This is a genomic window from uncultured Halopseudomonas sp. (assembly GCF_963977355.1).
Lineage (GTDB): Bacteria > Pseudomonadota > Gammaproteobacteria > Pseudomonadales > Pseudomonadaceae > Halopseudomonas.
In genome coordinates this window covers 81,878-105,069 of sequence record NZ_CAXBOV010000008.1, presented here as the reverse complement: position 1 = coordinate 105,069, position 23,192 = coordinate 81,878, and the positions used below count along the sequence as shown (strand labels likewise).

The 23,192-nt window shown below is 56.9% G+C and carries 22 protein-coding genes; 11 read left to right on the top strand and 11 right to left on the bottom strand.

Going from position 1 to position 23,192, the window contains the following annotated elements; genetic code table 11:
• Window positions 1-46: 46 nt before the first annotated feature.
• Window positions 47-868, bottom strand: a complete 822-nt coding sequence (locus AAC076_RS05935; protein ID WP_339843574.1) for a TatD family hydrolase — start codon at window positions 866-868, stop codon at window positions 47-49.
• Between the two features lie 5 nt (window positions 869-873).
• On the bottom strand, window positions 874-2,583 hold the full coding sequence (locus AAC076_RS05930; RefSeq protein ID WP_339843572.1) for a DEAD/DEAH box helicase: 1,710 nt from the start codon (window positions 2,581-2,583) through the stop codon (window positions 874-876).
• Window positions 2,584-2,725: 142 nt separating this feature from the next.
• On the opposite strand from AAC076_RS05930, the gene AAC076_RS05925 reads away from it, so the two are divergent.
• On the top strand, window positions 2,726-3,658 hold the full coding sequence (locus tag AAC076_RS05925) for a glutathione S-transferase family protein (RefSeq protein WP_339843570.1): 933 nt from the start codon (window positions 2,726-2,728) through the stop codon (window positions 3,656-3,658).
• Window positions 3,659-3,665: 7 nt separating this feature from the next.
• On the opposite strand, the gene AAC076_RS05920 is transcribed toward AAC076_RS05925, so the two are convergent.
• The 4 genes from AAC076_RS05920 to nirB all read right to left on the bottom strand — a co-directional run bounded on the left by AAC076_RS05920 (window position 3,666) and on the right by nirB (window position 8,513).
• Window positions 3,666-4,040: a YajD family HNH nuclease gene (locus tag AAC076_RS05920; RefSeq protein WP_339843568.1), complete on the bottom strand. Its 375-nt coding sequence runs from the start codon at window positions 4,038-4,040 to the stop codon at window positions 3,666-3,668.
• A 58-nt stretch (window positions 4,041-4,098) separates the two neighbouring features.
• Window positions 4,099-5,283: a GGDEF domain-containing protein gene (locus AAC076_RS05915; protein WP_339843566.1), complete on the bottom strand. Its 1,185-nt coding sequence runs from the start codon at window positions 5,281-5,283 to the stop codon at window positions 4,099-4,101.
• Between the two features lie 294 nt (window positions 5,284-5,577).
• On the bottom strand, window positions 5,578-5,955 hold the full coding sequence (gene nirD / locus AAC076_RS05910; protein ID WP_339843564.1) for a nitrite reductase small subunit NirD: 378 nt from the start codon (window positions 5,953-5,955) through the stop codon (window positions 5,578-5,580).
• Entirely contained in the window at window positions 5,955-8,513 is a 2,559-nt protein-coding gene (nirB, locus tag AAC076_RS05905; RefSeq protein ID WP_339843563.1) for a nitrite reductase large subunit NirB, read from the bottom strand. Before nirB ends, nirD begins: the two co-directional genes overlap by 1 nt.
• A 480-nt stretch (window positions 8,514-8,993) precedes the next feature.
• Here nirB and greB point away from each other — a divergent pair, with 480 nt between their 5' ends.
• Complete coding sequence (gene greB / locus AAC076_RS05900; RefSeq protein WP_339843562.1) at window positions 8,994-9,467, top strand: transcription elongation factor GreB; 474 nt, start codon at window positions 8,994-8,996, stop codon at window positions 9,465-9,467.
• On the opposite strand, the gene AAC076_RS05895 is transcribed toward greB, so the two are convergent.
• A complete protein-coding gene (locus AAC076_RS05895; RefSeq protein ID WP_339843560.1) occupies window positions 9,464-11,965 on the bottom strand; it encodes an FtsX-like permease family protein in 2,502 nt (833 codons plus the stop codon). The two genes, greB and AAC076_RS05895, sit on opposite strands and share 4 nt — an antisense overlap.
• The gene (locus AAC076_RS05890; RefSeq protein WP_339843558.1) at window positions 11,962-12,642 is read right to left on the bottom strand and encodes an ABC transporter ATP-binding protein; all 681 of its coding nucleotides are present in this window, start codon (window positions 12,640-12,642) and stop codon (window positions 11,962-11,964) included. Before AAC076_RS05890 ends, AAC076_RS05895 begins: the two co-directional genes overlap by 4 nt.
• A gap of 36 nt (window positions 12,643-12,678) precedes the next feature.
• Between AAC076_RS05890 and AAC076_RS05885 the strand changes: the two genes are divergently transcribed.
• The 3 genes from AAC076_RS05885 to AAC076_RS05875 are packed head-to-tail and all read left to right on the top strand — an operon-like array spanning window position 12,679 to window position 14,658.
• Window positions 12,679-13,281, top strand: coding sequence for an arylesterase (locus AAC076_RS05885; protein WP_339843642.1), 603 nt, complete (start codon window positions 12,679-12,681; stop codon window positions 13,279-13,281).
• A gap of 56 nt (window positions 13,282-13,337) precedes the next feature.
• Complete coding sequence (locus tag AAC076_RS05880) at window positions 13,338-13,676, top strand: hypothetical protein (RefSeq protein WP_339843556.1); 339 nt, start codon at window positions 13,338-13,340, stop codon at window positions 13,674-13,676.
• Window position 13,677: 1 nt separating this feature from the next.
• On the top strand, window positions 13,678-14,658 hold the full coding sequence (locus AAC076_RS05875) for a L,D-transpeptidase family protein (protein ID WP_339843555.1): 981 nt from the start codon (window positions 13,678-13,680) through the stop codon (window positions 14,656-14,658).
• 110 nt (window positions 14,659-14,768) lie between these two features.
• Here AAC076_RS05875 and AAC076_RS05870 read toward each other — a convergent pair whose 3' ends face one another.
• Entirely contained in the window at window positions 14,769-15,029 is a 261-nt protein-coding gene (locus tag AAC076_RS05870; RefSeq protein ID WP_339843554.1) for an Lpp/OprI family alanine-zipper lipoprotein, read from the bottom strand.
• Window positions 15,030-15,242: 213 nt separating this feature from the next.
• Here AAC076_RS05870 and AAC076_RS05865 point away from each other — a divergent pair, with 213 nt between their 5' ends.
• A complete protein-coding gene (locus tag AAC076_RS05865) occupies window positions 15,243-16,643 on the top strand; it encodes a GntP family permease (protein ID WP_339843552.1) in 1,401 nt (466 codons plus the stop codon).
• 84 nt (window positions 16,644-16,727) lie between these two features.
• The gene (locus tag AAC076_RS05860; protein WP_339843551.1) at window positions 16,728-17,012 is read left to right on the top strand and encodes a GNAT family N-acetyltransferase; all 285 of its coding nucleotides are present in this window, start codon (window positions 16,728-16,730) and stop codon (window positions 17,010-17,012) included.
• Window positions 17,013-17,146: 134 nt separating this feature from the next.
• Here AAC076_RS05860 and AAC076_RS05855 read toward each other — a convergent pair whose 3' ends face one another.
• Window positions 17,147-18,229 (bottom strand): 3-deoxy-7-phosphoheptulonate synthase, encoded by a 1,083-nt coding sequence (locus AAC076_RS05855; RefSeq protein ID WP_339843550.1) that lies wholly within the window; start codon window positions 18,227-18,229, stop codon window positions 17,147-17,149.
• 215 nt (window positions 18,230-18,444) lie between these two features.
• On the opposite strand from AAC076_RS05855, the gene AAC076_RS05850 reads away from it, so the two are divergent.
• From AAC076_RS05850 to cysB, 3 genes are all read left to right on the top strand, one after another.
• Complete coding sequence (locus AAC076_RS05850) at window positions 18,445-19,401, top strand: putative 2-dehydropantoate 2-reductase (RefSeq protein WP_339843548.1); 957 nt, start codon at window positions 18,445-18,447, stop codon at window positions 19,399-19,401.
• A 9-nt stretch (window positions 19,402-19,410) separates the two neighbouring features.
• Complete coding sequence (locus tag AAC076_RS05845; RefSeq protein ID WP_339843546.1) at window positions 19,411-20,328, top strand: 5'-nucleotidase; 918 nt, start codon at window positions 19,411-19,413, stop codon at window positions 20,326-20,328.
• 156 nt (window positions 20,329-20,484) lie between these two features.
• Entirely contained in the window at window positions 20,485-21,459 is a 975-nt protein-coding gene (cysB, locus tag AAC076_RS05840; protein WP_339843544.1) for an HTH-type transcriptional regulator CysB, read from the top strand.
• 30 nt (window positions 21,460-21,489) lie between these two features.
• On the opposite strand, the gene AAC076_RS05835 is transcribed toward cysB, so the two are convergent.
• Entirely contained in the window at window positions 21,490-22,221 is a 732-nt protein-coding gene (locus AAC076_RS05835; RefSeq protein ID WP_339843543.1) for a phosphoadenylyl-sulfate reductase, read from the bottom strand.
• A 224-nt stretch (window positions 22,222-22,445) separates the two neighbouring features.
• On the opposite strand from AAC076_RS05835, the gene thrH reads away from it, so the two are divergent.
• Window positions 22,446-23,063, top strand: a complete 618-nt coding sequence (gene thrH, locus AAC076_RS05830; protein WP_150279057.1) for a bifunctional phosphoserine phosphatase/homoserine phosphotransferase ThrH — start codon at window positions 22,446-22,448, stop codon at window positions 23,061-23,063.
• Window positions 23,064-23,192: the final 129 nt, after the last annotated feature.

The following is a 23,192-nucleotide window of genomic DNA, read 5'->3' as shown; positions in this document are numbered from 1 at the left end:
CGCCAAGGGGCATGCTTGAATATCCACAAACAGCCGATGGAATGTATCAAATCCCGGTGGGTGGATTATTTCCAGGGGTGGGCAAGCCGAAGAAGTGTCTTGCAGTAGCGGTGGTATGCGCTGAAAGATGCTCGATGGATTCATTACGACAGTTCGCCAGAGTGATGGCTACTTCGGTAATGAAAGCTGGCTCGTTGCGACCCTTTTTCGGCTTGGGACGCAGGGTGCGTGGCACTAGCCAGGGCGCATCAGTCTCGATCATCAATCTGCCCGCGGGAATGCTGCCTACCAGTGAATGAAGATGACTACCGCGCCTTTCATCGCAAATCCAGCCGGTAATGCCGATATGCAAATCCAGATCAAGATAAGGGTAAAGCGCCTCGCGATCTGCGGTAAAGCAGTGCACCACGGCTGCGGGAATTCTGTCTCGATAATCCCGGAGCATATCGATTAGAACCGTGCTGGCGTCGCGCTCGTGCAGAAACACTGGCAACTGAAGGTCTGCGGCAAGCTCCAGTTGGGCTTCCAGGGCTTTGATTTGCTGTGTGCGGGGAGAGAAATCCCGGTTGTAATCGAGCCCACATTCACCGATAGCGCGCACGCAATCGGATGCGGCCAGCGTGCGGATCTCTGCAGCCAGCTCGACATTCCACTGACTGGCTTGATGTGGGTGCACACCGGCTGTACAGAATAGACGCAGGGGGTCTTTATTACAGAGGGCTTGTACCTGGTGACTGACCGCCAGCGATGTGGCGGTCAGGACCATCTGGCTGACACCGGCCTGCCAGGCCCGATCGAGGACCGCCTCACGATCATTATCGAAGGCGGAGTCGGTCAGGTTGACGCCGATGTCAATCCAGTCCTGCACGACGCTTACTTGGTCGGGCGGGGTTTTGCACTGCGTGGCTTGCCAGCGAAATCCTTGCGTGGACGCGGGCGCGTCGGCGGCTCGGATTCGCCAGGCGGCAAGGGCCAGGCACGGATCTGCAGGGCAACCCCATTGATCTCGACTGAAGTCAATTTAGCCAGTGTGGCTTCGCTGAGTTCAGGCAGATACACACCACTGTGCTCGTTGAACAGCTTGATATGACCAATCTGCTGGCGCTGCAGCCCGCCGTGACGCCAAAGAGCATCAACCAGAGGTTTGGGCATGAGGCCATTGGAGCGGCCGCCTTTTACCTTGTAGCGCACCAGTCCGCTGTCGCGGTCGGCGTAGCCGTCGTTCTGGCTGGCAGGTGCCGAGGTTGGCAGGTCCTTGACGGGTTCGACCAGTGTTTTGGCACTGGGCATGATGGCCAGCAGGGTCGCTGCCAACTCTTCCGGTTCCAGGTTGGTCAGCTCGAGCAGGTCTGCTACCAGTTTCTCATGCAGCGCGCCGGTCTGTTCGCGCGCGGTATTGATGCGCGTAGCGAGCTTGGTCAGGCGACCGCTGCGTACGGCGTCGGCGCTGGGCAATGCCTGGCTCTGGATTTTCTGACCGGTGGCCTTTTCCAGCAGGTGCAGCAAGCGACGCTCACGGGGCGTGGCAAACAGGATGGCGGTACCCGAGCGTCCAGCGCGGCCGGTACGGCCGATGCGGTGAACGTAGGATTCGCTGTCGTGGGGTACGTCGTAGTTGAGTACGTGGGAAATACGCTCAACGTCGAGACCTCGTGCGGCCACATCGGTGGCTACCACGATGTCCAGCAGACCACGCTTGAGACGATCAACCACCTGCTCACGCAGTTGCTGGCTGAGGTCGCCATTCAATGCGGCAGCGGCAAAACCCCTGGCTTCAAGACGCTCGGCAATTTCCATGCTGGCGGTCTTGGTGCGCACAAAAACGATCATTGCTTCTACAGGTTCTACTTCGAGCAGGCGCGTCATCGCATCCAGTTTGTGATGATTGGATACTTCCCAGACGATCTGGGTAATAGTGTCCAGGCTGCTGCTAACGCCACTGTGCAGGCGGATTTCCTTCGGCTCGCGCATGTGCTTGCGGGCAACGGTACGCACGCCTGCTGGCATTGTCGCTGAAAAGAGCGCCTTCTGGGTCTTCTCTGGCACCTTCTCAAATACTGCGTCGAGATCGTCGGCGAAGCCCATCTTGAGCATTTCGTCCGCTTCATCGAGCACCAGGAATCGCATGTTCTCGAACTTGATGCTGCCACGACGCATATGGTCGGTAAGGCGGCCTGGTGTTGCTACGACAACATGGGCGCCGCGCTCAAGCGCTTTGAACTGGGGTGCAAAGGCCGAGCCGCCGTACAGAGCAAGCACGGAAAAGCCGCGCATGTTCTGGGCATAGCGCTGGAATGCTTCTGCAACCTGCAGGGCCAGCTCACGCGTGGGCGTCAGGATCAGAGCCTGGGTAGCGCGCACGCTGACGTCGATGCCTGCCAGGACCGGCAGCGCGAAGGCGGCGGTCTTGCCAGTACCGGTCTGTGCCAGGCCGAGCAGGTCCTCGCCAGCCAGTAGTGTGGGGATTGCCTCGGCCTGAATGGCGGAGGGTGTTTCGTATCCGAGGCTGGTAATCGCCTCGAGGAGTGGTGCAGGCAGGCCTAAGTCGGCGAACTGAGGTGCCGCCGGAGCGGTATCGGACATACTTGAAGTGAACCTTGGGGAATAAATAGATCGAGTAGTATACGCGCTTCCCTGAATAATTGCCGCAAGGTTTTTCGGTAACTGGTCAGGAGTCGATAGTGCTGCCAAGCTCTGCGCATCAATAATTACGGGAGTTCCTGGTATGGGCAGGTTGGTTGAGGGTATCTGGCACGACGAGTGGTATGACACCGAGAGTACCGGCGGCAAGTTTGTGCGCGAAGATGCGGGCTTTCGTGACTGGATCGAACCGCAAGGGCGGTTCGCGCCGGAGTCCGGTCGCTATCATCTGTATGTGTCGATGGCTTGCCCTTGGGCACACCGGGCGCTGATCATGCGCAAGCTCAAGGAGCTGGAGGAACATATACCCGTCAGCGTGGTGCACCCCCACATGCTCGAAAAGGGCTGGACCTATGATCCGCCGGAGCCGCTTTACGGTTACGAGTGCCACCACCAGCTGTATACCCGGGCGCGACCCGACTTCACAGGAAGAGTAACGGTCCCGGTTTTGTGGGACACGCGGGAAGAAACGATCGTGAATAACGAGTCGTCGGATATCATCCGGATCTTCAACAGTGCCTTCGACGACCTGACCGGCAATACCGAGGATTTTTATCCCCGGAACCTGCGCGAAGAGATCGACAGCGTCAACGGTCGGGTCTATGACCAGATCAATAATGGGGTCTACAAGACAGGTTTTGCCACCAGTCAGTCCGTTTACGAAGACGAATGTGTGACCCTGTTCGGCGCGCTCGACTGGGTTGAAGCTGTGCTCGGTAAGCACCGCTATCTGGCGGGAGATCGAATCACCGAAGCTGATTGGCGGTTGTTTACCACGCTGGTGCGCTTCGATCCTGTGTATCACGGCCACTTCAAGTGCAATATTCGGCGTATTGAGGATTATCCGAGCATTACCGGATACCTGCGTGAGCTATATCAGGTCCCGGGTGTAGCCGAAACCGTAGACATCGAACAGATCAAGCAGCATTACTATTACAGTCACGACACTATCAACCCCACGCGCATCGTACCGATTGGCGATGGCCTGGATCTGACGCTCCCCCACGGTCGCAACTGAACAGATGTCAGGATTTGTTCTTGAGCAGATCTGCCAGGCCGGCAAATGCCTTGTGACTTGACTGGGGGCCTTGCTGGCTGGCGGTGGAGCCTTCGCTGAAGTACTGCTGGTCGGTGTAGCGCGCATGCTCATTGTCGTGACAATAAAGACATAACAGTTCCCAGTTGGAACCATCCTGAGGGTTGTTGTCGTGATTGTGATCACGGTGGTGTACGGTCAGCTCGCTGACCCGTTTACCACTGAACTCACGGGCGCAGCGACCACATATCCAGGGATACATCTTCAGCGCTTTTTCACGATAACCACTTTCGCGACTCTGCTTTGCATCGGCCAGTATTTTGTCCAGACGGGCAGTGGCAGGTGACGTCTTGCTGGTGCTCATGGCGGGTACCTTGCTGTATTGATGAAACAATACTAGCGCAGTTCATGGGCAGCTGTACTCAGTCCTCAAGATTAGGCGGACTTGCCATATCTGCTGGATTGATAGCGCTGCAGCAGACCACCTGGTTCCTGCCGTTTCCCTTGGCTGCATAAAGAGCGCGGTCCGCCCGCGCCAGCGTTTCGTCGGTACTTTCCTCGGGGAATGCCTCCGCCACGCCGATAGATACGCTTATGCTGAAGTCGCTGGGTAGCCCTTTGAAACGTAACTCTTTAATTGCTTGGCAGAGTCTCTCCGACTTTATGCGTGCTCCGGTCAGGGCGGTTTGTGGCAGAACCAGCAGAAACTCCTCTCCGCCATAGCGCCCGAAACTGTCGATGGCTCGCAGCTCGCCGACGACTGCTTTGGCTAGCTCACGGAGGATTTCGTCACCGGCCTGGTGTCCGTAGGTGTCGTTGACCTCCTTAAAGTGATCAACGTCCATGATGCCCAGGCTGAAGGCTGCAGGGCTGCGACGACATCGGTTGGACTCGTCCGAGAGCGCCTGAACGATACGCCGACGATTGTAGACACCGGTCAGCTCGTCAATATTGACCAGTTGCTGAATACGCTCCATGGCCTCTTTGAGTTCATGGTTACGCTGTCTTACCTTGTCGCGCAGGCCGCTGATGAAGCCGCCGATCAGAGCTACCTCGGCTAGCACCATAACAAAGACGAATATCTGTACCAGCTCCAGACTGGGCTCCAGGACCTGGGGTCGCCACTGCCACAAGGCCAGATGCAGAAAGCAATACTGGACAAAGAAAATAACACTCACCCAGACAAAATCCCTGACCTTGAGAGCCAGAATTCCGTAGAGCAACGGGACTACCGTGATAAGCAGGAAAATCGCCCGGGCCTGACCGGCTTCCAGGAAGAACATCAGCCAGAGCGCAGGCCATTGGCTGAGGGTGATCTGCAACATGGTCATGCTCGGATCACGAAGTTTCAGATTGAGATTCAGATGAATGACGATCCAGATCAGGCCGTTGACCACCAGACTGAACAGCAGAAAGTGAATGGCGATCTCTAACGGAACCAGACCCTGGTAGGCAAACAGCAGAACCACGAGGAATGTAGCCAGGTATGTGGTGAATGACATACCCAGTCGGCGTTTACGCAGAGTCTGATCAGCACGGGTGCCGGCGCCTGAGGCATCTTTGCCGGGGGTGTGGTCGGGGCCACTGTCAGGTGGGGCAATGTCCATTGATGTGTCCCATTCTTATTGTTTTTTTTTTGCATGGTCGATGACGTATGTGTCTCGACAGCAAGTCAGGCGATGCTAATCCTTTTCTGGGCAAATGATAACCACCGCCTTCAACATATGTGCGACGGTTCCGCTTCGGTGAATTATTGGAGGGTGGTTGGCGATACGCAGGGGCCGGAAAATTGGTTGCAGGGCAGCGAAGAACGCCTGGGCAGGTTGGCCCAGGTCGTAGGCGAGCTCGAGTTCTTCTCGATAGCGCTTGAGCGCTTGGGGATCCAGCTGAGGGAGGGCCTGTCAGGGCGTGATCTGAATCTCGACGGTGTCACTGCTGATTCGAGCCGGCCACACTCTTAGTTGCTGTTCCGGATACTCCAGGCAAGCGCCGTCTTCCAGACGAAAATGCTGCTTGTACAGGGGGGAGGCGATTACCAGCGCGCCATTGAGATGGCCGACGATACCCCGGCCAATCACATTGGCGCCTGACTTGGGGTCACAATTTTCCAGCGCAAATACCTGCTCACCCTGATCGGTGCGCGGCAGATAAAAAAGGGCGATCTGGTTACCGTCCAGCCAGGCGACGACCCCCGAGTTGGCGACCAGATCGGTTCGGCTGCACACGGCCAGCCATTGGCCTGCGTAAGATGCTGTTTTAATGCTGCTGGTTTGTGTCATCAGATAACCTCCTCGGTGACGGGTATCAGGTGCAGTTCGGAGGCCATGGCTGGTCTGTTCTGACCGCGTTCCTTGACGAAGTGGATATCTGGATCGCCGCGCTCATCGTTGACGAAGGTACGAAAGCGCTTGAGCTTCTCTGGATCTTTCAGGGCGTTGGCCCATTCGCATTCATAGCGGTCGATCACCAGTTGCATCTGCGTCTCGAGCTCTGTGGCCAGGCCCAGGCTGTCTTCAATGATCACATCCTTGAGATAGTCGAGCCCGCCCTCCAGACTTTCGCGCCACACGGAGGTGCGTTGCAGGCGGTCGGCGGTACGCGCGTAGAACATCAGGTAGCGATCGATATAGCGAATCAGGGTCGCGTCATCCAGATCGGTGGCGAACAACTCCGCGTGGCGCGGACGCATGCCGCCGTTGCCCGACACATAAAGGTTCCAGCCGTTTTCCGTGGCGATAACGCCAATATCCTTGCTCTGTGCCTCGGCGCATTCGCGGGTACAGCCGGACACGCCGAACTTGATCTTGTGCGGGGAACGCAGCCCCTTGTAGCGGTCCTCCAGAACAATAGCCATGCCGACGCTGTCCTGCACACCGTAGCGGCACCAGGTGCTGCCGACGCAGGATTTTACCGTGCGCAGTGACTTGCCGTAGGCATGGCCGGTTTCGAATCCGGCATCGATCAGCTCGGACCAGATCTCCGGCAGCTCGTGTAATTGTGCGCCGAACAGGTCGATGCGTTGGCCACCGGTGATTTTGGTATAGAGGTCGTATTTCTTCGCTACCGCGCCGAGGGCAATCAACTTGTCGGGGGTAATCTCACCACCAGCCACACGGGGGACTACAGAATAGGTGCCGTTCTTCTGCATGTTGGCCATGAAAGTGTCGTTGGTATCCTGCAGGGGTATCAGCAATGGGTCGGTGATCGGTTCGTTCCAGCAGGAGGCGAGTATGGATGCCACAGCCGGCTTGCAGATATCGCATCCAGTGTGGCCGCGACCGTACCTGGTAAGGAGATCATCGAAGCGAGTAATGCCCTCGACTCGGACAATCCCGTAAAGCTCCTGTCGTGTATGGGCAAAATGCTCGCACAGGCTTTTGTCCACCTCGACACCACGGGCACTGAGTTCATGTTCAAACACCTGCTTGAGCAGGGCGCTGCAACCGCCGCAACCGGTGCCGGCCTTGGTGGTTGCCTTCAGTTCACCGAGATCGGTGCAGCCGGCATCTATCGAGCAGCAGATTGCACCCTTGCTGACGTTGTGGCAGGAGCAGATGGTTGCGGTGTCGGGCAGCGCGTCGGCACCCAATGTGGGTGCACCATCGCCTTGCGGCAGAATCAGGCTGGCTGGGTCCTTGGGTAGATCTATGCCGTTCTGACAGTACTGCAGCAGGGTGTCGTAGTAGCTATTGTCACCGACCAGCACGGCGCCCAACACCTTCTTGCCATCTGCGGAAACCACCAGTCGACGGTAGCTTGAGTTGGCTTCGTCGATGAAGCGGTAGCTCTTTGCGCCTTCTGTAGCCGCGTGGGCATCGCCAATCGAGCCGACATCAACGCCTAGCAACTTGAGCTTGGTTGACATGTCTGCGCCGGCAAAGGATTCATGGGGCTCATCTGTCAGTTGCAGGGCAAGATTGCGCGCCATGCTGTAGCCTGGCGCGACCAGGCCGAAACAGGTGCCGTTCCAGGCCGCGCATTCGCCGATGGCAAATATCGCATGATCACTGGTGCGGTAATCGTTGTCGATTGCAATGCCGCCACGCGGACCAAGCTCAAGGCCGGCGTTGCGCCCCAGCGTGTCCTGTGGGCGAATGCCCGCGGAGAAAACGATCAGGTCGGTTTCCAGAAACTCGCCACCCTTGAAGTTCATACGGTAACGGTACTCATCGCCATTGACGATTTCTTCAGTAGCGCAGCCCAGGTGAACACCGACGCCCAGGGATTCGATCTGCGCCCGGAGTGCAGCGCCTCCCTGGTCATCCAGCTGCACCGGCATCAGACGTGGCGCAAACTCGACCACATGGGCTTCCAGCCCAAGGGACTTGAGCGCATTACCCGCCTCAAGACCCAGTAAGCCGCCTCCGACCACAACACCCCGACGCGCACCGGCAGCGGCTGCGCGGATCCCGTCGAGGTCTTCCAGAGTGCGATATACCAGACGAGAGTTGCCCTCGGCGCCAGTAATGGGGGGGACGAAGGGGTAGGAGCCGGTTGCGAGGATCAAACGATCATAGGTCTGACGTCCATTACCAGTGATCACTTCCTTGTGCTCGCGGTCGATATCCACCACCTGAACGCCAAGGTGCAGCTCCACACCATGGGTTGCATAGAGTTTGGAGTCACACAGGGCCAGGGATTCGGCGTCACGTCCACCAAAATACTCGGACAGATGGACCCGGTCGTAGGCACGATGATGTTCCTCGCCAAACACGTGCAGTTCGTAGCGGTCGAGAGCGCCGCGCTCGATCAACTGCTCGACACAGTGGTGACCGACCATGCCGTTGCCGATGATGACCAGGGTCTCCTTGCTGGCTGACTGTTTGCTGGAGCTCATAGCTTTTCCTCCGTCGGAGCCGTTGCCGTTGGCAAAGGCCCAAAACAAAAAAAAGCGCCTGAAGCTGCTGATCAGCTCCAGGCGCCTTTGCCTGATATTCATGGGTTGTTTACAGTGAGTGAGGGTCTGACTACGCTGCCAGGTTCACCATCCCGGTGAAGGCCGCCATTGACCGCCGGGTGAGTCTGGCCGGATAGTCGGCCAGGAATATCTCATCACGAGCAAGTTGTGTGCCATTTGACTTTTCTGTCGGCAATCGCGAATGACGACTCTGTCCTGTACATCTCTCAGGGCGAGGCATAGCAGGCCTCCGGGAGAATCAAGCGACTGCGCGGTCGCTCCGGACAATGGATATGAGTGCAGGGCTGTGACTGGTTGGATGAAGCGGATGCCTGGTCCATCAAGGTGCGCAGGGCGAAGCAATTCCCTTTTTTGGTGCGATCGCGGTTGCGGATCACCGGCAGAACAGAGGCGGACCCATTGACAACACGTCTGATAACGGTTGAAGGCTATGCGCGCTTGAAGGAAGAGCTGGATTACCTTTGGCGAGAGAAGAGGCCGGACACCACACGCAAGGTAACCTGGGCAGCTTCGCTCGGTGATCGCAGTGAAAATGCGGATTACCAGTACAACAAGAAGTTGCTCCGCGAAATCGACCGACGGGTGCGTTATTTACGCAAGCGTATCGAGGACCTGAAGGTTGTCGAGCACAGGGCCGAGCAGGACGGACGGGTTTTCTTCGGTGCCTGGGTGGAGGTTGAAAGCGATGATGGGGATGCGAGGCGCTTTCGCGTAGTGGGCTACGATGAAATCTTCGGCCGCAAGGATTACATCTCGATCGACTCGCCCATGGCGCGCGCCTTACTGGGCAAGTCGGTCGGGGATGAAGTGGTGGTGGTCACCCCCGAGGGCGAGATGGGTTGGGTTATCAATGCGATCGACTACACCGCCTAGCTCCCGCGGTTGATCAGGCGCATCGGACTTTCCCGCACCACAGCCCGGGTTCCCAGTGCACCTGCGACACCGATAAGAACTGCACCGCTCAAGGGCACCAACACCCAGAACAGATAATGCGGTGACCAGTCCAGATTCAGCGCGAAGCGATATAGTAGCCAGGTAATCAGCTCCGCAGCGACAATCGCCATAATGCCGGCCAGGGAACCCAGCAGGGCGAACTCCAGGCGGTTGGCCTGTCGCAGCAGCCCCTTGCGTGCCCCCAGCGTGCGTAGCAGAGCTCCCTCATAAAGACGACTATCCAGGGTCGATTGAAGCGCGGCGAACAACACCGTAAAGCCTGCCAGCAGGACAAATACCATGACGTACTCCACCGCCAGCGTGACCTGGGCGAGAATATCGCGAATCTGTTTGAGCAGCGCCTCGACTTCCAGCAAGGTCATGGCCGGGAAGGCCCTTGCCAGATCGCGCAGCTCTGCGCGTTTTTCCGTTGGCAGACTGAAGCTGGTGAGCAAGGTTGCTGGCATAGAGTCCAGGCTGCCGGGTGAGAAGATAACGTAGAAGTTGGGGGTAAAGTTGTCCCAGTTTACTTCCCGAATATTCCGCACGCGGGCATCCAGCACCTGACCCGCAATCACGAAGCTCAGCACATCACCCACTTCTACGCCAAGGCTGTCGGCCAGACCCGATTCAATTGAGATCAACGACTCATCCTCGGGCAGCGGCTCCGGCCACCATTCGCCGGCCAGAAGGTTGTTGTCTGCGGCCATGGTGGCTGACCAGGTTAGGCTCAGGTCCCGGCTGATAGCACGCTCGCCCTGGCTTTCCTTGGTCACCAGCTCACGAACTGGCTGACCATTGATTTCGGTCAAACGCCCCGGAGTTACCGGGTATAGCGGGGCGCTAATCGCACCGATACGTTCCAGAGCCGCGGTGAATTCGGCCTGCTCGGCTGGCATGATATTCAGCGCGAAGTGGTTGGGGGTGTCCTCGGGTAGTTGCTGTTGCCAGGTATCGAGCAATTCAGTGCGCAGGATCAGAACCACCACCATCGACATCAATATAAGACCGAACGCAAGTATCTGGCCGGCGGCAGCAATAGGCTGCTTGAGAAGCTGGCCACTGCCCAGGCGCCAGGCAAGGCCGGCATTACGCAGCCGGTTGCCGGATACGCGCAGCAGCGCCCAGGCCACCAGACCCAGCAATAGCGCGGCAAGAGCGCCGCCGAAGACTACCGCGAGGGTTATGCGCAGATTCCCGGTGAACTGCCACATCAGCAGGCTCAATCCGCCTAGTGCCAGGCCGTAGATCAGCCAGCCACTGCTCGGAAGTGGCGCCAGATCGCGACGCAGCACCCGCAGCGGTGCTACCTGGCCCAGTCGTATAAGAGGGGGCAGGGCAAAGCCAGCCAGTGCGATCAGACCGGTAGCGCCGCCGACCAGTAGAGGTTTCAGGCCCACGCCCGGTAGATCCGGCGGTAGTAGTTCGCGCAATAGCTGCACCAGTCCCCATTGCATGACCCAGCCCAGAGCGAGCCCGATGAGCGTGGCAACCAGGCCAAGGCAGGCCAGCTGTATCAGAAAGATCGACATCACCCGGCGTCGGCTCGCGCCCAGGCAACGCAGCAACGCACTGGTATCGAAATGGCGCGTGGCGAATCGACTGGCAGACAGGGCTACAGCAACACCGGACAGTACAACGGCAGCAATGCTTGCCAGACCCAGAAACTGCGCAGCCCGATCCAGGGCGCTGCCGATCTGCTGGTTATCATCAGCCACAGTGGTCAGTTGTTGGTTGTCTTCAAGCTGCGGCCGCAACCAGTCGGCGTAGCCTTGCAGTGCTCCCTCGGGACCGCTCAGGAGCAGGCGGTAACGCACGCGACTACCCGGCTGGACTACGGCGGTTTCCTCAAGATCAGCCAGATTCATCAGCACACGCGGCGTCAGGCTGTAGAAATCTCCGGCCCTGTCGGGCTCGTAGGTCAGCATCGCACTGATGCTCATGCTGGCCATACCCACATCCAGCCTGTCGCCGGTCTTGAGGGCGAGCTGGGCGGCAAGCCGGGGTTCGATCCAGACTTCGCCGGGAGCTGGAATGGTATTGACGACGCGTTCGGCACCGAACATTTCATCAGCTACCCGTACCTGGCCCTTCAATGGATAGCCTGTGCCTACAGCCTTGACGCTGGAGAGCTGGATCTCCACCGCACCGCTCATCATGCTGTTGAATTCGACCACGTCCACATGGGACAGGCCATCATCCAGAGCCCTTTGCAAAAAGGCTTCGGGTAGCGGTGCACGGGAGGACACCACCATATCGGCGCCCAGAAATTCGGCGGCCCGGCTGACCATGCCCCGTTGCAATCGGTCAGTGAAGAAGCTGATCGCGGTGCTCACCAGTACGGCAATAATCAACGCCATGACCAGCACGCGCAGCTCCCCTGCGCGCCATTCACGGGCCAGCAGGCGCGTGGCCAGGGACCAGGTGCCGTTTTTCATTGCGTGGGCTCCAGCAAGCGTCCGGCTTCCAGTTGCAATGCGCTCTGGCAGCGCTCAGCGAGACGCTGATCATGGGTAACCATGACCAGTGTGGTGTGCTGCTCGCGGTTGAGGTCGAACAGCAGGTCGGTGATATGTTGACCAGTCACGGCGTCCAGGTTGCCGGTCGGTTCGTCGGCAAACAGGATGTCCGGTTCGCTGGCAAAGGCTCTGGCGATGGCTACCCGTTGCTGTTCGCCACCGGAGAGCTGACGCGGATAGTGTGTCAGTCGTGCGCCAAGCCCTACGCGTTCGAGTAAGTCGGCAGCGCGCTGGCGGGCATCGCGGCGACCATGCAGCTCCAGGGGCAGCATGACGTTCTCAAGGGCGGTCAGGCTATCGAGCAACTGGAACGACTGAAACACAAAGCCGACGTGGTCCGCGCGCAGTTCTGCCCGCTGGTCTTCGTCGAGTTCACTCAGGTTCTTGCCTGCCAGATGCACCTCGCCACTGCTGGGTAGGTCCAACCCTGCAAGAAGACTCAACAAGGTGGACTTGCCGGACCCTGAAGCACCCACAATGGCTACGCTGCTGCCCTTGGCAATTGCCAGGCTTACATTGTCGAGGATGGTCAATGTCGCTTCCTGACTACTGACGACTTTGCTAAGGTGGCTAGCAACGATCACGCTGTCTGACATGGGATCTGCCTTTTGATTAGGGTCATTAGAAAATACCTGGCAATCGTGCTTTTGAGCTCTCTGGCTTGGCCTGTGAGTGCTGAGGGGATATTGATAGTCGGGGATAGTATCAGCGCCGCTTTCGGTCTGGAAATCAGCGATGGCTGGGTATCTCTGCTTGAACAGCGTATGGAGGCCAGGGGAGAGTCTCTCCCGGTGATAAATGCGTCCGTGAGTGGTGATACTACAGCAGGGGGGCTGGCCCGCCTGCCACGCCTGTTGGAGCGCCATGAGCCTGATCTGGTAGTGATAGAATTGGGTGGCAACGATGGGCTCCGCGGAATGCGGCCGGCCAATATGCAACAGAATCTTTCGGTGATGGTCGAACAGGCTCAGACCTCCGGTGCGGATGTCCTCCTGTTGGGCATGCAATTGCCGCCGAACTACGGTTTGCGCTTTACCCAGGCGTTCGCGCAGGTCTTCGTCGATGTGAGTGAGAAGCACGATGTCCCACTGGTTCCTTTTTTGCTCGTCGGGATTGCTGGTGAACCTGACAGGACATTGATGCAGGCTGATGGGATCCATCCAACGGCTAAGGCGCAGGAGCGTATTCTGGATAATGCATGGCCCCCGATCGAAGCCTGGTTGGATGCACGTTAATTACGCTGTCGCCAAGCGGCGGCACCGAAGCCATTTAGTACTGCAGGAGACAGGTTTTGACAGCAAGCTGGATGGCCAGAAGATGGTGCGTAGTCGAACGCGAGGAACAACATGATCTGTTCATTGGCGATCCCTGGCATACCCACCTGGTGGATATCAATCTACGTCTGGATATTCCGATAGAACGAACTCTTTGCGGGGACTTGCTGCCCGCTAGACCGGTTTTTTCCGAGTTGGTGCGCGCTCTTGTGCCGCAACTGTGCCCCGAATGCCTTGCCCATGCTCGCTCGCAGCGTATTGCTAGAGCAGGCTCCGGGCGAGCAGCAAACCCCGGATCGGGCGACACTGCTGACCAGTTTCGTCAAATAGATCTGAACGTTGTCCAGGGAGACTGACATGCGTAGCGCTCTGTTTTCCCGTATCAGGCAGGTAAGCTGCGGTGTATTGGCGTCGCTCGCCTGTAGCGCAGGGCCCCTGGCGGCCTTTGAATACCCCCTGCAAGGTGAGAGTCAGGAATTGGTAGGCGAGGTTTACACCGTCACAGCCAGTTATGAGGACACCTTTGCGAGTCTGGGTGGCGAGCATGGCTTTGGTTATCTTGAAATGATCGCGGCAAATCCTTCACTCGACCCCTGGCTGCCGGGTGAAGGGGCAGAAATACGGATGCCCGGCTTGCACGTACTCCCTGTCGTACCGCGCACCGGTATTGTGATCAACCTGCCGGAGTACCGGCTGTACTATTTCCCTCCCGAGGGCGGTAAGGTCCTGACTTTTCCTGTTGGTATAGGCCGGGAGGGTTGGTCCTCACCCATTGGCGAAACTCGGGTTTTGCGCAAGGAGGCCAATCCGTCGTGGTACCCACCTCAGTCCATCCGGGATGAGCATGCCGCCGAGGGCGACATACTTCCTGCGGTAGTGCCGCCGGGTCCGGATAATCCGATGGGGCCCTTCAAGATGAATCTGGCCATGAGCGGATATGTCATTCACGGCACCAACAGAAAGTTCGGTATCGGCATGCGGGTAAGCCATGGCTGTTTTCGCATGCGCAATGAGGACATTACCCAGCTGTTTCCGCAGATCCCGCTGAATACGTCCGTGCGCATCGTCAATCAGCCGTTCAAGCTGGGACTCGACGGCAGGGGTGATCTGTATCTTGAAGCTCATACGCCCCTGGATGAGCACGGGTTGCCCTCAACTCTGGATCGCCAGGCAGCGATACAGCAATTGCTCGCGCAGCGAAGCGATGTTACTGCAGGGGTGCGTCTGGACTGGCAGGCGATCAGGGATGCAGTATTCGCGGAGGCGGGTATCCCCGTTCTGATTGGAACAGCGATGCAGTATCAGCCAGAGGTCGATCAGGTTCAAAGTTACTGGTGATTACCACCCAGTGAAACAGCAGGAATTACTAGTCGGCGTGCGTTGCGATGGCGTGAATCAAAGCATTCCGGCGACCGAGCGCCGGAATACCTGGATTGGACAGAACGGGCTTACTTGCGGCTGGCGCGTTCGAGCATGCGGCGGGCGCGCTCGTTGGCTTCTTCGGCCTTGCGATCAGCGCGCTGTGCTGCAGCCATGGCTTCTTCTGCCATGCTATAAGCCTCGTTAGCGCGTGCCTGGGCGCGTGCAACCGACGACTCAGCGGCTGCAACCCGTGATTCCATTTGCTGGTGCTGATGTTCGTTGGTGCTGCAACCGACTGCCAGCAATGCAGCTAGTGAAATGGCTGATACTTTCAATATGTTTTTCATAAATATCCCCTTGGTAATCTAGACCGGTAAAAAATTCTGCCTTGTGGCGGTTTTGAGTCTAGCAGCAACCATGGAAAACGAAACTCCAGCGCCATAAACCACCTGACAGGTCTGTTATTCAGCGCATGGAAGAGTGCATGCGCACAGTTGTAATGTCCGGTAGCTACGGTATTGTGTCGCGAGCCAATCTATAACTACAAAGGAACGCTTCCTATGCTGGGAAATCTGGGACTGCTGGCCGGCCTTGCGCTACTGATTTACATGGCCATGCGTGGAATCAATATCTTTATCGCGTCTTTGGTCTGCGCACTGGTGGTGGCAGTTACCAATGGTTTGCTGATACCCCGTACCTTGCTTGAATACTATCCGTCTGGCTCATTGGGTGCGTTCAGCTTTGCCGGGCGTTTTTTCCTGCTGTTTCTTTGTGGAGCAATCTTCGGTAAGGCCATGGCAACCAGCCAGGCGGCCAAGAGTATCTCCTTGGCCATAACCCGAAGCCTTGGTGTTAAACACACTCTTCTGGTGGGCATGATTGTCTGCGCTCTGCTGACATATGGTGGCGTGGTGGTTTTTGTCGTGGTCTTTACCATGTATCCGCTGGGCATCACCTTGATGCGTGAAGCCAACTTGCCAAAACGTCTTTGGGCCGCGGCAACGTCTGTTGGTGCTGGTACCTTTACCATGACTGCGTTACCGGGTACGCCTTCCATTCACAACGTCATCTCTGCCAGCTCGTTGGGCACTGACCTGTTCGCAGGGGGCTGGATCGGTCTGTTTGCTGCATTGATCATGGGTGGTCTGGGCATGTGGTATGTAGAACGCGGCTGGCGCCTGGCCCGTGCCAATGGCGAAGGGTTTGTCGAGAATGCTCAGGACCGCCGGATGGAGCAGTTGGCTGGCGATCTGGATAACGTTCCTTCATGGAAAATGTCTTTGGTGCCGATGGCGGTAGTGCTCGGCACAATCATGCTGCCACGTCTGATTATTTCCCTGGCCGACTGGTCGCAAAGTGACAGTGCTCTGGCGTCCCTGCTGGTCTTCAGTCAGGCTCAGCCGATCATCTGGCCAAGTATGGCGCTGATTCTTGGCTCTCTCACCTGCGTGGTCCTTTTTCCCTCCATGCGCCGCAAGATGGTTGAGGTGTTTGGTCAGGGTGCAGAGGACTCCATCATGCCGCTGATCAATACTGCTGCCGTGATTGGCTTTGGTGGTGTGGTTACCCAGACAGCCGGCTTCAGCCAATTTGCCCAATGGATCCTCAACGCCGACCTGCCACCGCTGTTATCGGTATTTGCTTCGGCGAGTGTAGTATCGGCCATTGTTGGATCGTCTTCCGGTGGTTTGCAGATATTCATGCAAACTCTGGCGCCGCAGTACCTGGAAATGGGTATTGAACCGGAAATCCTTCACCGTATTGCCGCGATTGCATCGGGCGGTCTGGATTCACTGCCACACTGTGGTGCGGTTATCGCAACCTTCATGATCATGGGTCTGACGCACCGTGAGGCGTACAAGGATATGTTCATGGTCACGGTAGCAATACCAGTGATAGCCTGTCTGGCGTCCATCGCGTTGCTGATGGCGCTCGGGGTGGGAGTAACGCCACCCGCGTGAAACGAATTGACCACGGCAGTGAATTTATAACGCTGCCGCGGGTCAATAAGGTTTGCAGTTATTTTACTGCCGGGGAGAACAACAATGGACCAGGAAATAACGATCCAGCACGATCAGGGCGACAAGCAGTTCTACATAACTATCGACGGTAGTCGAGCCTATCTCGCCTATATGGATCTGGGCAGAAAGACGCTGGATATTTATCGCACCTACGTACCCAATGCACTTCGCGGTAAAGGTCTTGCCGCCATGCTCACCGAGCGTGCTCTACAATTTGCCAAGGAAGAAGGCTATCAGGTGATTCCCTCCTGCTCCTATGTCGAGCGTTATATGCAGCGCCAGGAAAAGATTAGTAGCCGCCAGGGCTGAAAGGTCTAGAGGCAATCATACCGCGCCCCCGTGTACCTGTCTGGCACGTTGGCAATGACTGTTCTCGGCCGAGCTTTAAACTAAGCCCGGAGTGCCATGCGGCACATCCGAGCCTCGCTGATCCAGCCAGATAATTACTCTGCGCCGCGCTGACGACCTGGCAGAATGTTTTTCAGCTTGGCATGCATGCTGCGAACGCTTTCTACCGTGGTATCCCAGTCAATGCAGGCGTCGGTGACGGAAACACCGTATTGCAGGTCCTTGAGATCCTTTGGAATGGATTGGTTACCCCAGCCAATATGGCTCTCGACCATCAGCCCGATAATGGAGGTATTGCCCTCCAGGATCTGATTGGCAACGTTATCCATCACCAGTGGCTGCAGGCCTGGATCCTTGTTGGAGTTGGCGTGACTGCAGTCGACCATGATGTTCGGTACGATTCCTGCTTTTTCAAGCTCCTTCTCGCACAGTGACACGCTGACCGAGTCATAGTTGGGCTTACCATTGCCGCCGCGCAATACGACGTGGCCGTACTGGTTGCCCTTGGTGGTCACGATCGACACCTGACCGTCCTGATTGATGCCCAGGAAGCGGTGCGGGCTGGAGACGGACTGCAGCGCATTGATGGCCACCGTCAGGCTGCCATCGGTGCCGTTCTTGAAGCCCACAGCCGATGACAGGCCTGAAGACATTTCGCGGTGGGTCTGGGACTCGGTCGTCCGCGCGCCGATTGCCGACCAGGAAATCAGGTCCTGCAGGTACTGGGGCGATATTGGATCAAGTGCTTCGGTTGCCGTTGGCAAGCCCATGGCCGTCAGATCGCTTAACAGCTGTCGCCCAATGTGCAAGCCATCCTCGATCTTGAAGGAATCGTCGAGGTAGGGATCGTTGATCAGACCCTTCCAGCCCACAGTGGTACGGGGCTTTTCAAAATACACACGCATGACCAGATACAGGGTGTCGCCAACTTCTTCCGCCAGTTGCTTGAGGCGTTCTGCATAATCCTTGGCTGCTTCCAGGTCGTGGATCGAGCAGGGGCCGATCACGATGAAAATCCGGTGATCCTTGCCGTCGAGAATATCGCGAATTACCTGCCGGCTGCTGGTCACGGTGGCTTCGGATGCGGCCGCCATCGGAATCTTCGCCTTGAGCTGGGCAGGGGTGATCAATACCTCGTTGGAGGCAACGTTAAGGTCATCAATTGGTAAGTCGGCCATATCTATTCCAGCGGTCATATAGGCTGCCGGTCGGGCCGCCTTTATCAGTAGGCCGACAGCTTAATCAACAAGAGCGGAACAGGCTACCCCATCAATGCATATTGCCCCGATTGAGCCAGCTAATGGGTGTTTGTCGCATAGCTGACTGTCTTTATAGTTGCGGGGCTATTACCATGACGGGCTAGAATTCAATAAGTCGAACAAGAGAGGTCGCCATGCAAGATGCACAACCACGCATCGGGGTTATTGGTACAGGAGCTATCGGAGGCTTTTATGGTTTGATGCTGGCCAGGGCCGGGCACGATGTTCATTTTCTGCTGCGCAGTGAATATGCGGCGGTCAGTGAACGCGGCATAACGGTCGATAGCATGGTTCACGGCAATCTGACGCTCAATCCGGTCCAGGCCTATCAGGATGTAGCCGATATGCCTCCGTGCGACTGGCTCCTGGTGGGTACCAAGGCCACCGGCAACGCGGATCTGGCTCCGATCATTGCAGCTGCCGCGGCCAAGGGCGCCAAGGTTATTCTTTTCCAGAACGGTTTGAATAATGAGGAGCACCTTCGGCCACTTTTGCCAGAGCATATTCATCTGATCGGTGGGCTTTGCTATGTCTGTCTATTCCGCGAGGGCCCCGGCCTGGTCAAACATCAGGCCAACGGCTTGATCGATCTGGGCTATCACTCCGGATCTGCAAACGAGGAAGAAGCCGCCGGCATTATTGCGCAGGCCGCAGAAATGTTTCGCACTTCGGGTATCGAAGCCCGAGAGATGGCTAACATCGACCTGGCCCGCTGGCAGAAACTGGTTTGGAATGCGTCGTTCAATGGCGTTTCGGTGCTGCTGGATGCAGGTACTGATGCGCTGCTGAAAAACCCGGCCAGCCGCCAGTTGATCGGTGATCTGATGGAAGAGGTGGTAGGCGCGGCCGAGGCATGCGGCCACACCATGCCCGAAGACTATGCAGCCAAGCTCCTCAAGGTTACCCGGCATATGCCCGATTACTATCCGAGCATGTATCACGACTGGTTGCACAAGCGTCCGATGGAGCTCGACAGCCTCTACGGAGAAGCCTTGAGGCTTGGCACTGCGGCAGGATTCAGCATGCCCAGAATCTCGGCCTTGTTGAACATGCTGCAGTTCGTGCAGGATAGCTACATGCAAACCGAATAGGGGCAGGGCATGCCGGTCAAACTGGGCGAAAAGCTGGTGATAGCCATTTCTTCAAGGGCTCTGTTTGACCTGGATGACAGTCACCAGGTGTATGAGCAAGAGGGGCTTGAAGCCTACCGGCAATACCAGATCGAACGCGAAGACATTCCCCTCGAGCAGGGGGAGGCTTTCGTACTGGTACAGAAGCTTCTGCACATCAATAATCTGCTTGAGGGCGAGAGTCGCGTGGAGGTCGTCCTCTTGTCGCGCAACAGTGCTGATACAGGGCTGCGTGTGTTCAATTCGATCCAGCATTACGGGCTGAGCATTACCCGCGCGGCCTTTGCTGGCGGACGCAGTCCGTTTGCCTACATTCCCGCTTTCGGTAGCCAGCTGTTTTTATCGACCCATGCCGAGGATGTTCGTAGTACGCTCGAGGCAGGATTCGCAGCGGCTACCATCTTGCCTTCCAAGCACCGCCGCGCGGAGAGAGATGAGCTGCGAATTGCCTTCGATGGGGATGCGGTGCTCTTCTCGGATGAATCGGAGCAGATCTTCCAGCGCGATGGTCTCGAGGCTTTTCAGGCCAGTGAGCAGGCTGCTGCAAAAGAGGCGCTTGGAGGTGGTCCTTTCAAGGGATTTCTCGCTGCGTTGAGTCGTATTCAGCGCGAGTTTTCCAACAGCGATTGTCCCATTCGTACGGCTTTGTTTACCGCTCGCAGTGCACCAGCCCATGAACGCGTTATTCGTACCCTGCGGGAGTGGGATGTCCGGCTGGACGAGTCACTCTTTCTCGGTGGTCTGGATAAATCCGAGTTTCTGCGCGCCTTTGGAGCGGATCTGTTTTTTGATGATCAGGAAGGTCATTGCCTGAGTGCGGTTGGCGTGGTGCCTACAGGGCACGTACCCCACGGTGTGAGCAATCGTACACCCAAGCCCGGTGCCTGACTCAAGGCGAGTATTTTTTTGCAAACCGTGCCGCCTTTTTCGCATTGAATGGTCTAACCTGAGCTAACAACAAGCTATTATGGTTATATGAGCGGTTGTTATTTATAAAAAGCCGGTGTTTTACAGAACAGGCGGATTCGACAGGGGAAGGCACCAATGAAGCTGCAGCAACTTCGCTATATCTGGGAAGTGGCCCATCACGACCTCAACGTATCCGCCACAGCGCAAAGTCTCTACACATCACAGCCAGGTATCAGCAAGCAGATCAGGCTTCTGGAGGACGAGCTGGGTGTTGAGGTTTTTTCCCGGAGTGGTAAACACCTGACGCGTATAACACCGGCCGGCGAACGTATTATCCAGACTGCGGGCGAGATTCTGCGCAAGGTCGACAGCATCAAGCAGATAGCCCAGGAATTCAGCAACGAGCGACGCGGCAACCTGACGATTGCCACTACCCACACCCAGGCCCGTTATGCGCTGCCGCCCATTATCAGTCGATTCATCAAGAGTTATCCCGACGTCTCACTGCACATGCATCAGGGCACGCCGATTCAGATCTGCGAGATGACGGTCAACGGCACGGCCGATTTTGCCATCGCGACTGAGGCGCTGGAGCTGTTTTCGGACATGGTGATGATGCCGTGCTACCGCTGGAACCGCTGCGTAATTGTGCCCAAGGGGCATCCGCTGACCAGGGTGGGCCCCCTGACGCTCGAAGCACTGGCGGAGTTTCCGCTGGTGACCTATGTGTTTGGGTTCACTGGCCGCTCAAAGCTTGATGAAGCCTTCAGCAACCGCGGCCTGAGCCCCAAGGTGGTATTCACTGCAGCAGATGCAGACGTTCTCAAAACCTACGTTCGCCTGGGATTAGGCGTGGGAATTGTCGCCAAGATGGCGGTTGACTCCCAGGTAGACGAGGATCTGGTCGTCCTCGACGCCAGCCATCTGTTCGAGGCCAGTGTGACCAAGATTGGCTTTCGCCGCGGTACCTTTCTACGCGGCTTCATGTACTCCTTTGTTGAAGCTTTCGCACCTCATCTGACCCGTGAACGGGTGGATCAGGCGCTGCTGTGCCACGGCAAGCAGGAACTTGATGATCTGTTTGCCGATGTGGAGTTGCCGGAGCATTGAAGCCTGCGGCTTGTAGCTAGATCGTTGCCGTTATGATTTGGCTATGAGATTCCCGCCGTGCAACCCACATTCTTTCTGCGTGGCTTCTTCCCACCACCAGCGGCCTTCGCGCTCGTGCTGATTGGGTAATACCGGGCGGGTGCACGGTTCGCAGCCAATACTGATAAAGCCGCGTTCATGCAGGCTGTTGTAGGGGATCTCCAGCATGCGGATGTAATTCCACACATCCTCGCTGGTGAAGTTGGCCAGGGGATTGAATTTGATCAGCGAGCGTTCCGGCGTGCTAAATGCGCTATCCAATTCAATGACAGGGACATTGGTTCGCGTTGGGCTCTGATCCTTGCGCTGGCCGGTGATCCAGGCGTCGACGCCTGACAGCTTGCGACGCAGCGGTGCGATCTTGCGGATTCCACAGCACTCACCATGTCCATTTTCATAGAAATCGAACAGGCCTTTTTTCGTGACATAGGCTTCCAGAGCCTGGTTGTCAGGGGAGAGTACTTCGATCTGTATGCCGTAGTGCTTACGTACCTGTTCGAGGAAGCGGTAAGTCTCCGGGTGCAGCCGTCCGGTATCCAGGGTAAAGACGCGAATATCCGGGTTGATCTTCCAGGCCATATCCAGCACGACGATATCGTCGGCGCCGCTGAATGACAGCCAGAGGTCGTCAAAATGCTCGAGGGCTAGCTGCAGTATTTGCTGGGGGGATTTGCCGTCGTAATCTGCGGCCAATTGTTCAACATTGAAGTGTTCTTGGGACATCGGGCTCTCCGGGGCAGGGCGCCGGTCTTTGCTGGCGGCCGTTATGGGATGAAGTCTAACAAAGCCGCCTTAGTCCATCCTCTTTTATTTAGTTATAGTTTTATGCTTTATAGCTATGAAGAATGGGCCTTCTGGTCAGTCGCCATTGCGCGCGGGTGGGACAAAAGGTAGATTGTTGCGCCAACTCGACTGCTCATTTTCTTCTTGCCGACACGGAGTAACCTGTGGAAATTGCCTGCTTAGATCTCGAAGGTGTTCTGGTTCCAGAAATCTGGATCGCTTTCGCTGAAAAAACCGGTATTGCCGAACTGCGCGCAACAACCCGGGATATTCCTGATTACGACGTGTTGATGAAGCAACGTCTGCGTATTCTCGATGAACATGGTCTCAAGTTGGGCGACATTCAGGAGGTAATCGGAACCCTGAAGCCGCTGGATGGTGCACCGGAGTTTGTCGACTGGCTACGCGAACGCTTCCAGGTGGTGATTCTGTCCGATACCTTCTACGAGTTTTCCCAGCCACTGATGCGTCAGCTTGGTTTTCCAACGCTACTGTGTCACCGCTTGATAACCGACGAAAACGACCGCGTCGTGGATTATCAGCTACGTCAGAAAGATCCCAAGCGTCAGTCGGTATTGGCATTCAAAAGTCTGTACTACCGGGTGATTGCTGCAGGTGATTCCTACAACGACACTACCATGCTGTCAGAGGCTCATGCCGGCATCCTGTTTCACGCACCGGATAACGTTATCGCCGAGTTCCCGCAATTCCCGGCGGTTCACACTTTCGAAGAGCTGAAGAAAGAGTTCATCAAGGCATCGAACCGGCCTCTCAGCCTCTGATTGGCTGGTTTGCTCTGGCCTATGCGAAAGTCAAAATGGATTCCTGCCGTCGCTGGAATGACGAGATTTGAGCTGCCGGAATAGCAGGAGGTTGGGACGCACATCTTTTGCTTTTGACCTTGGACAGCA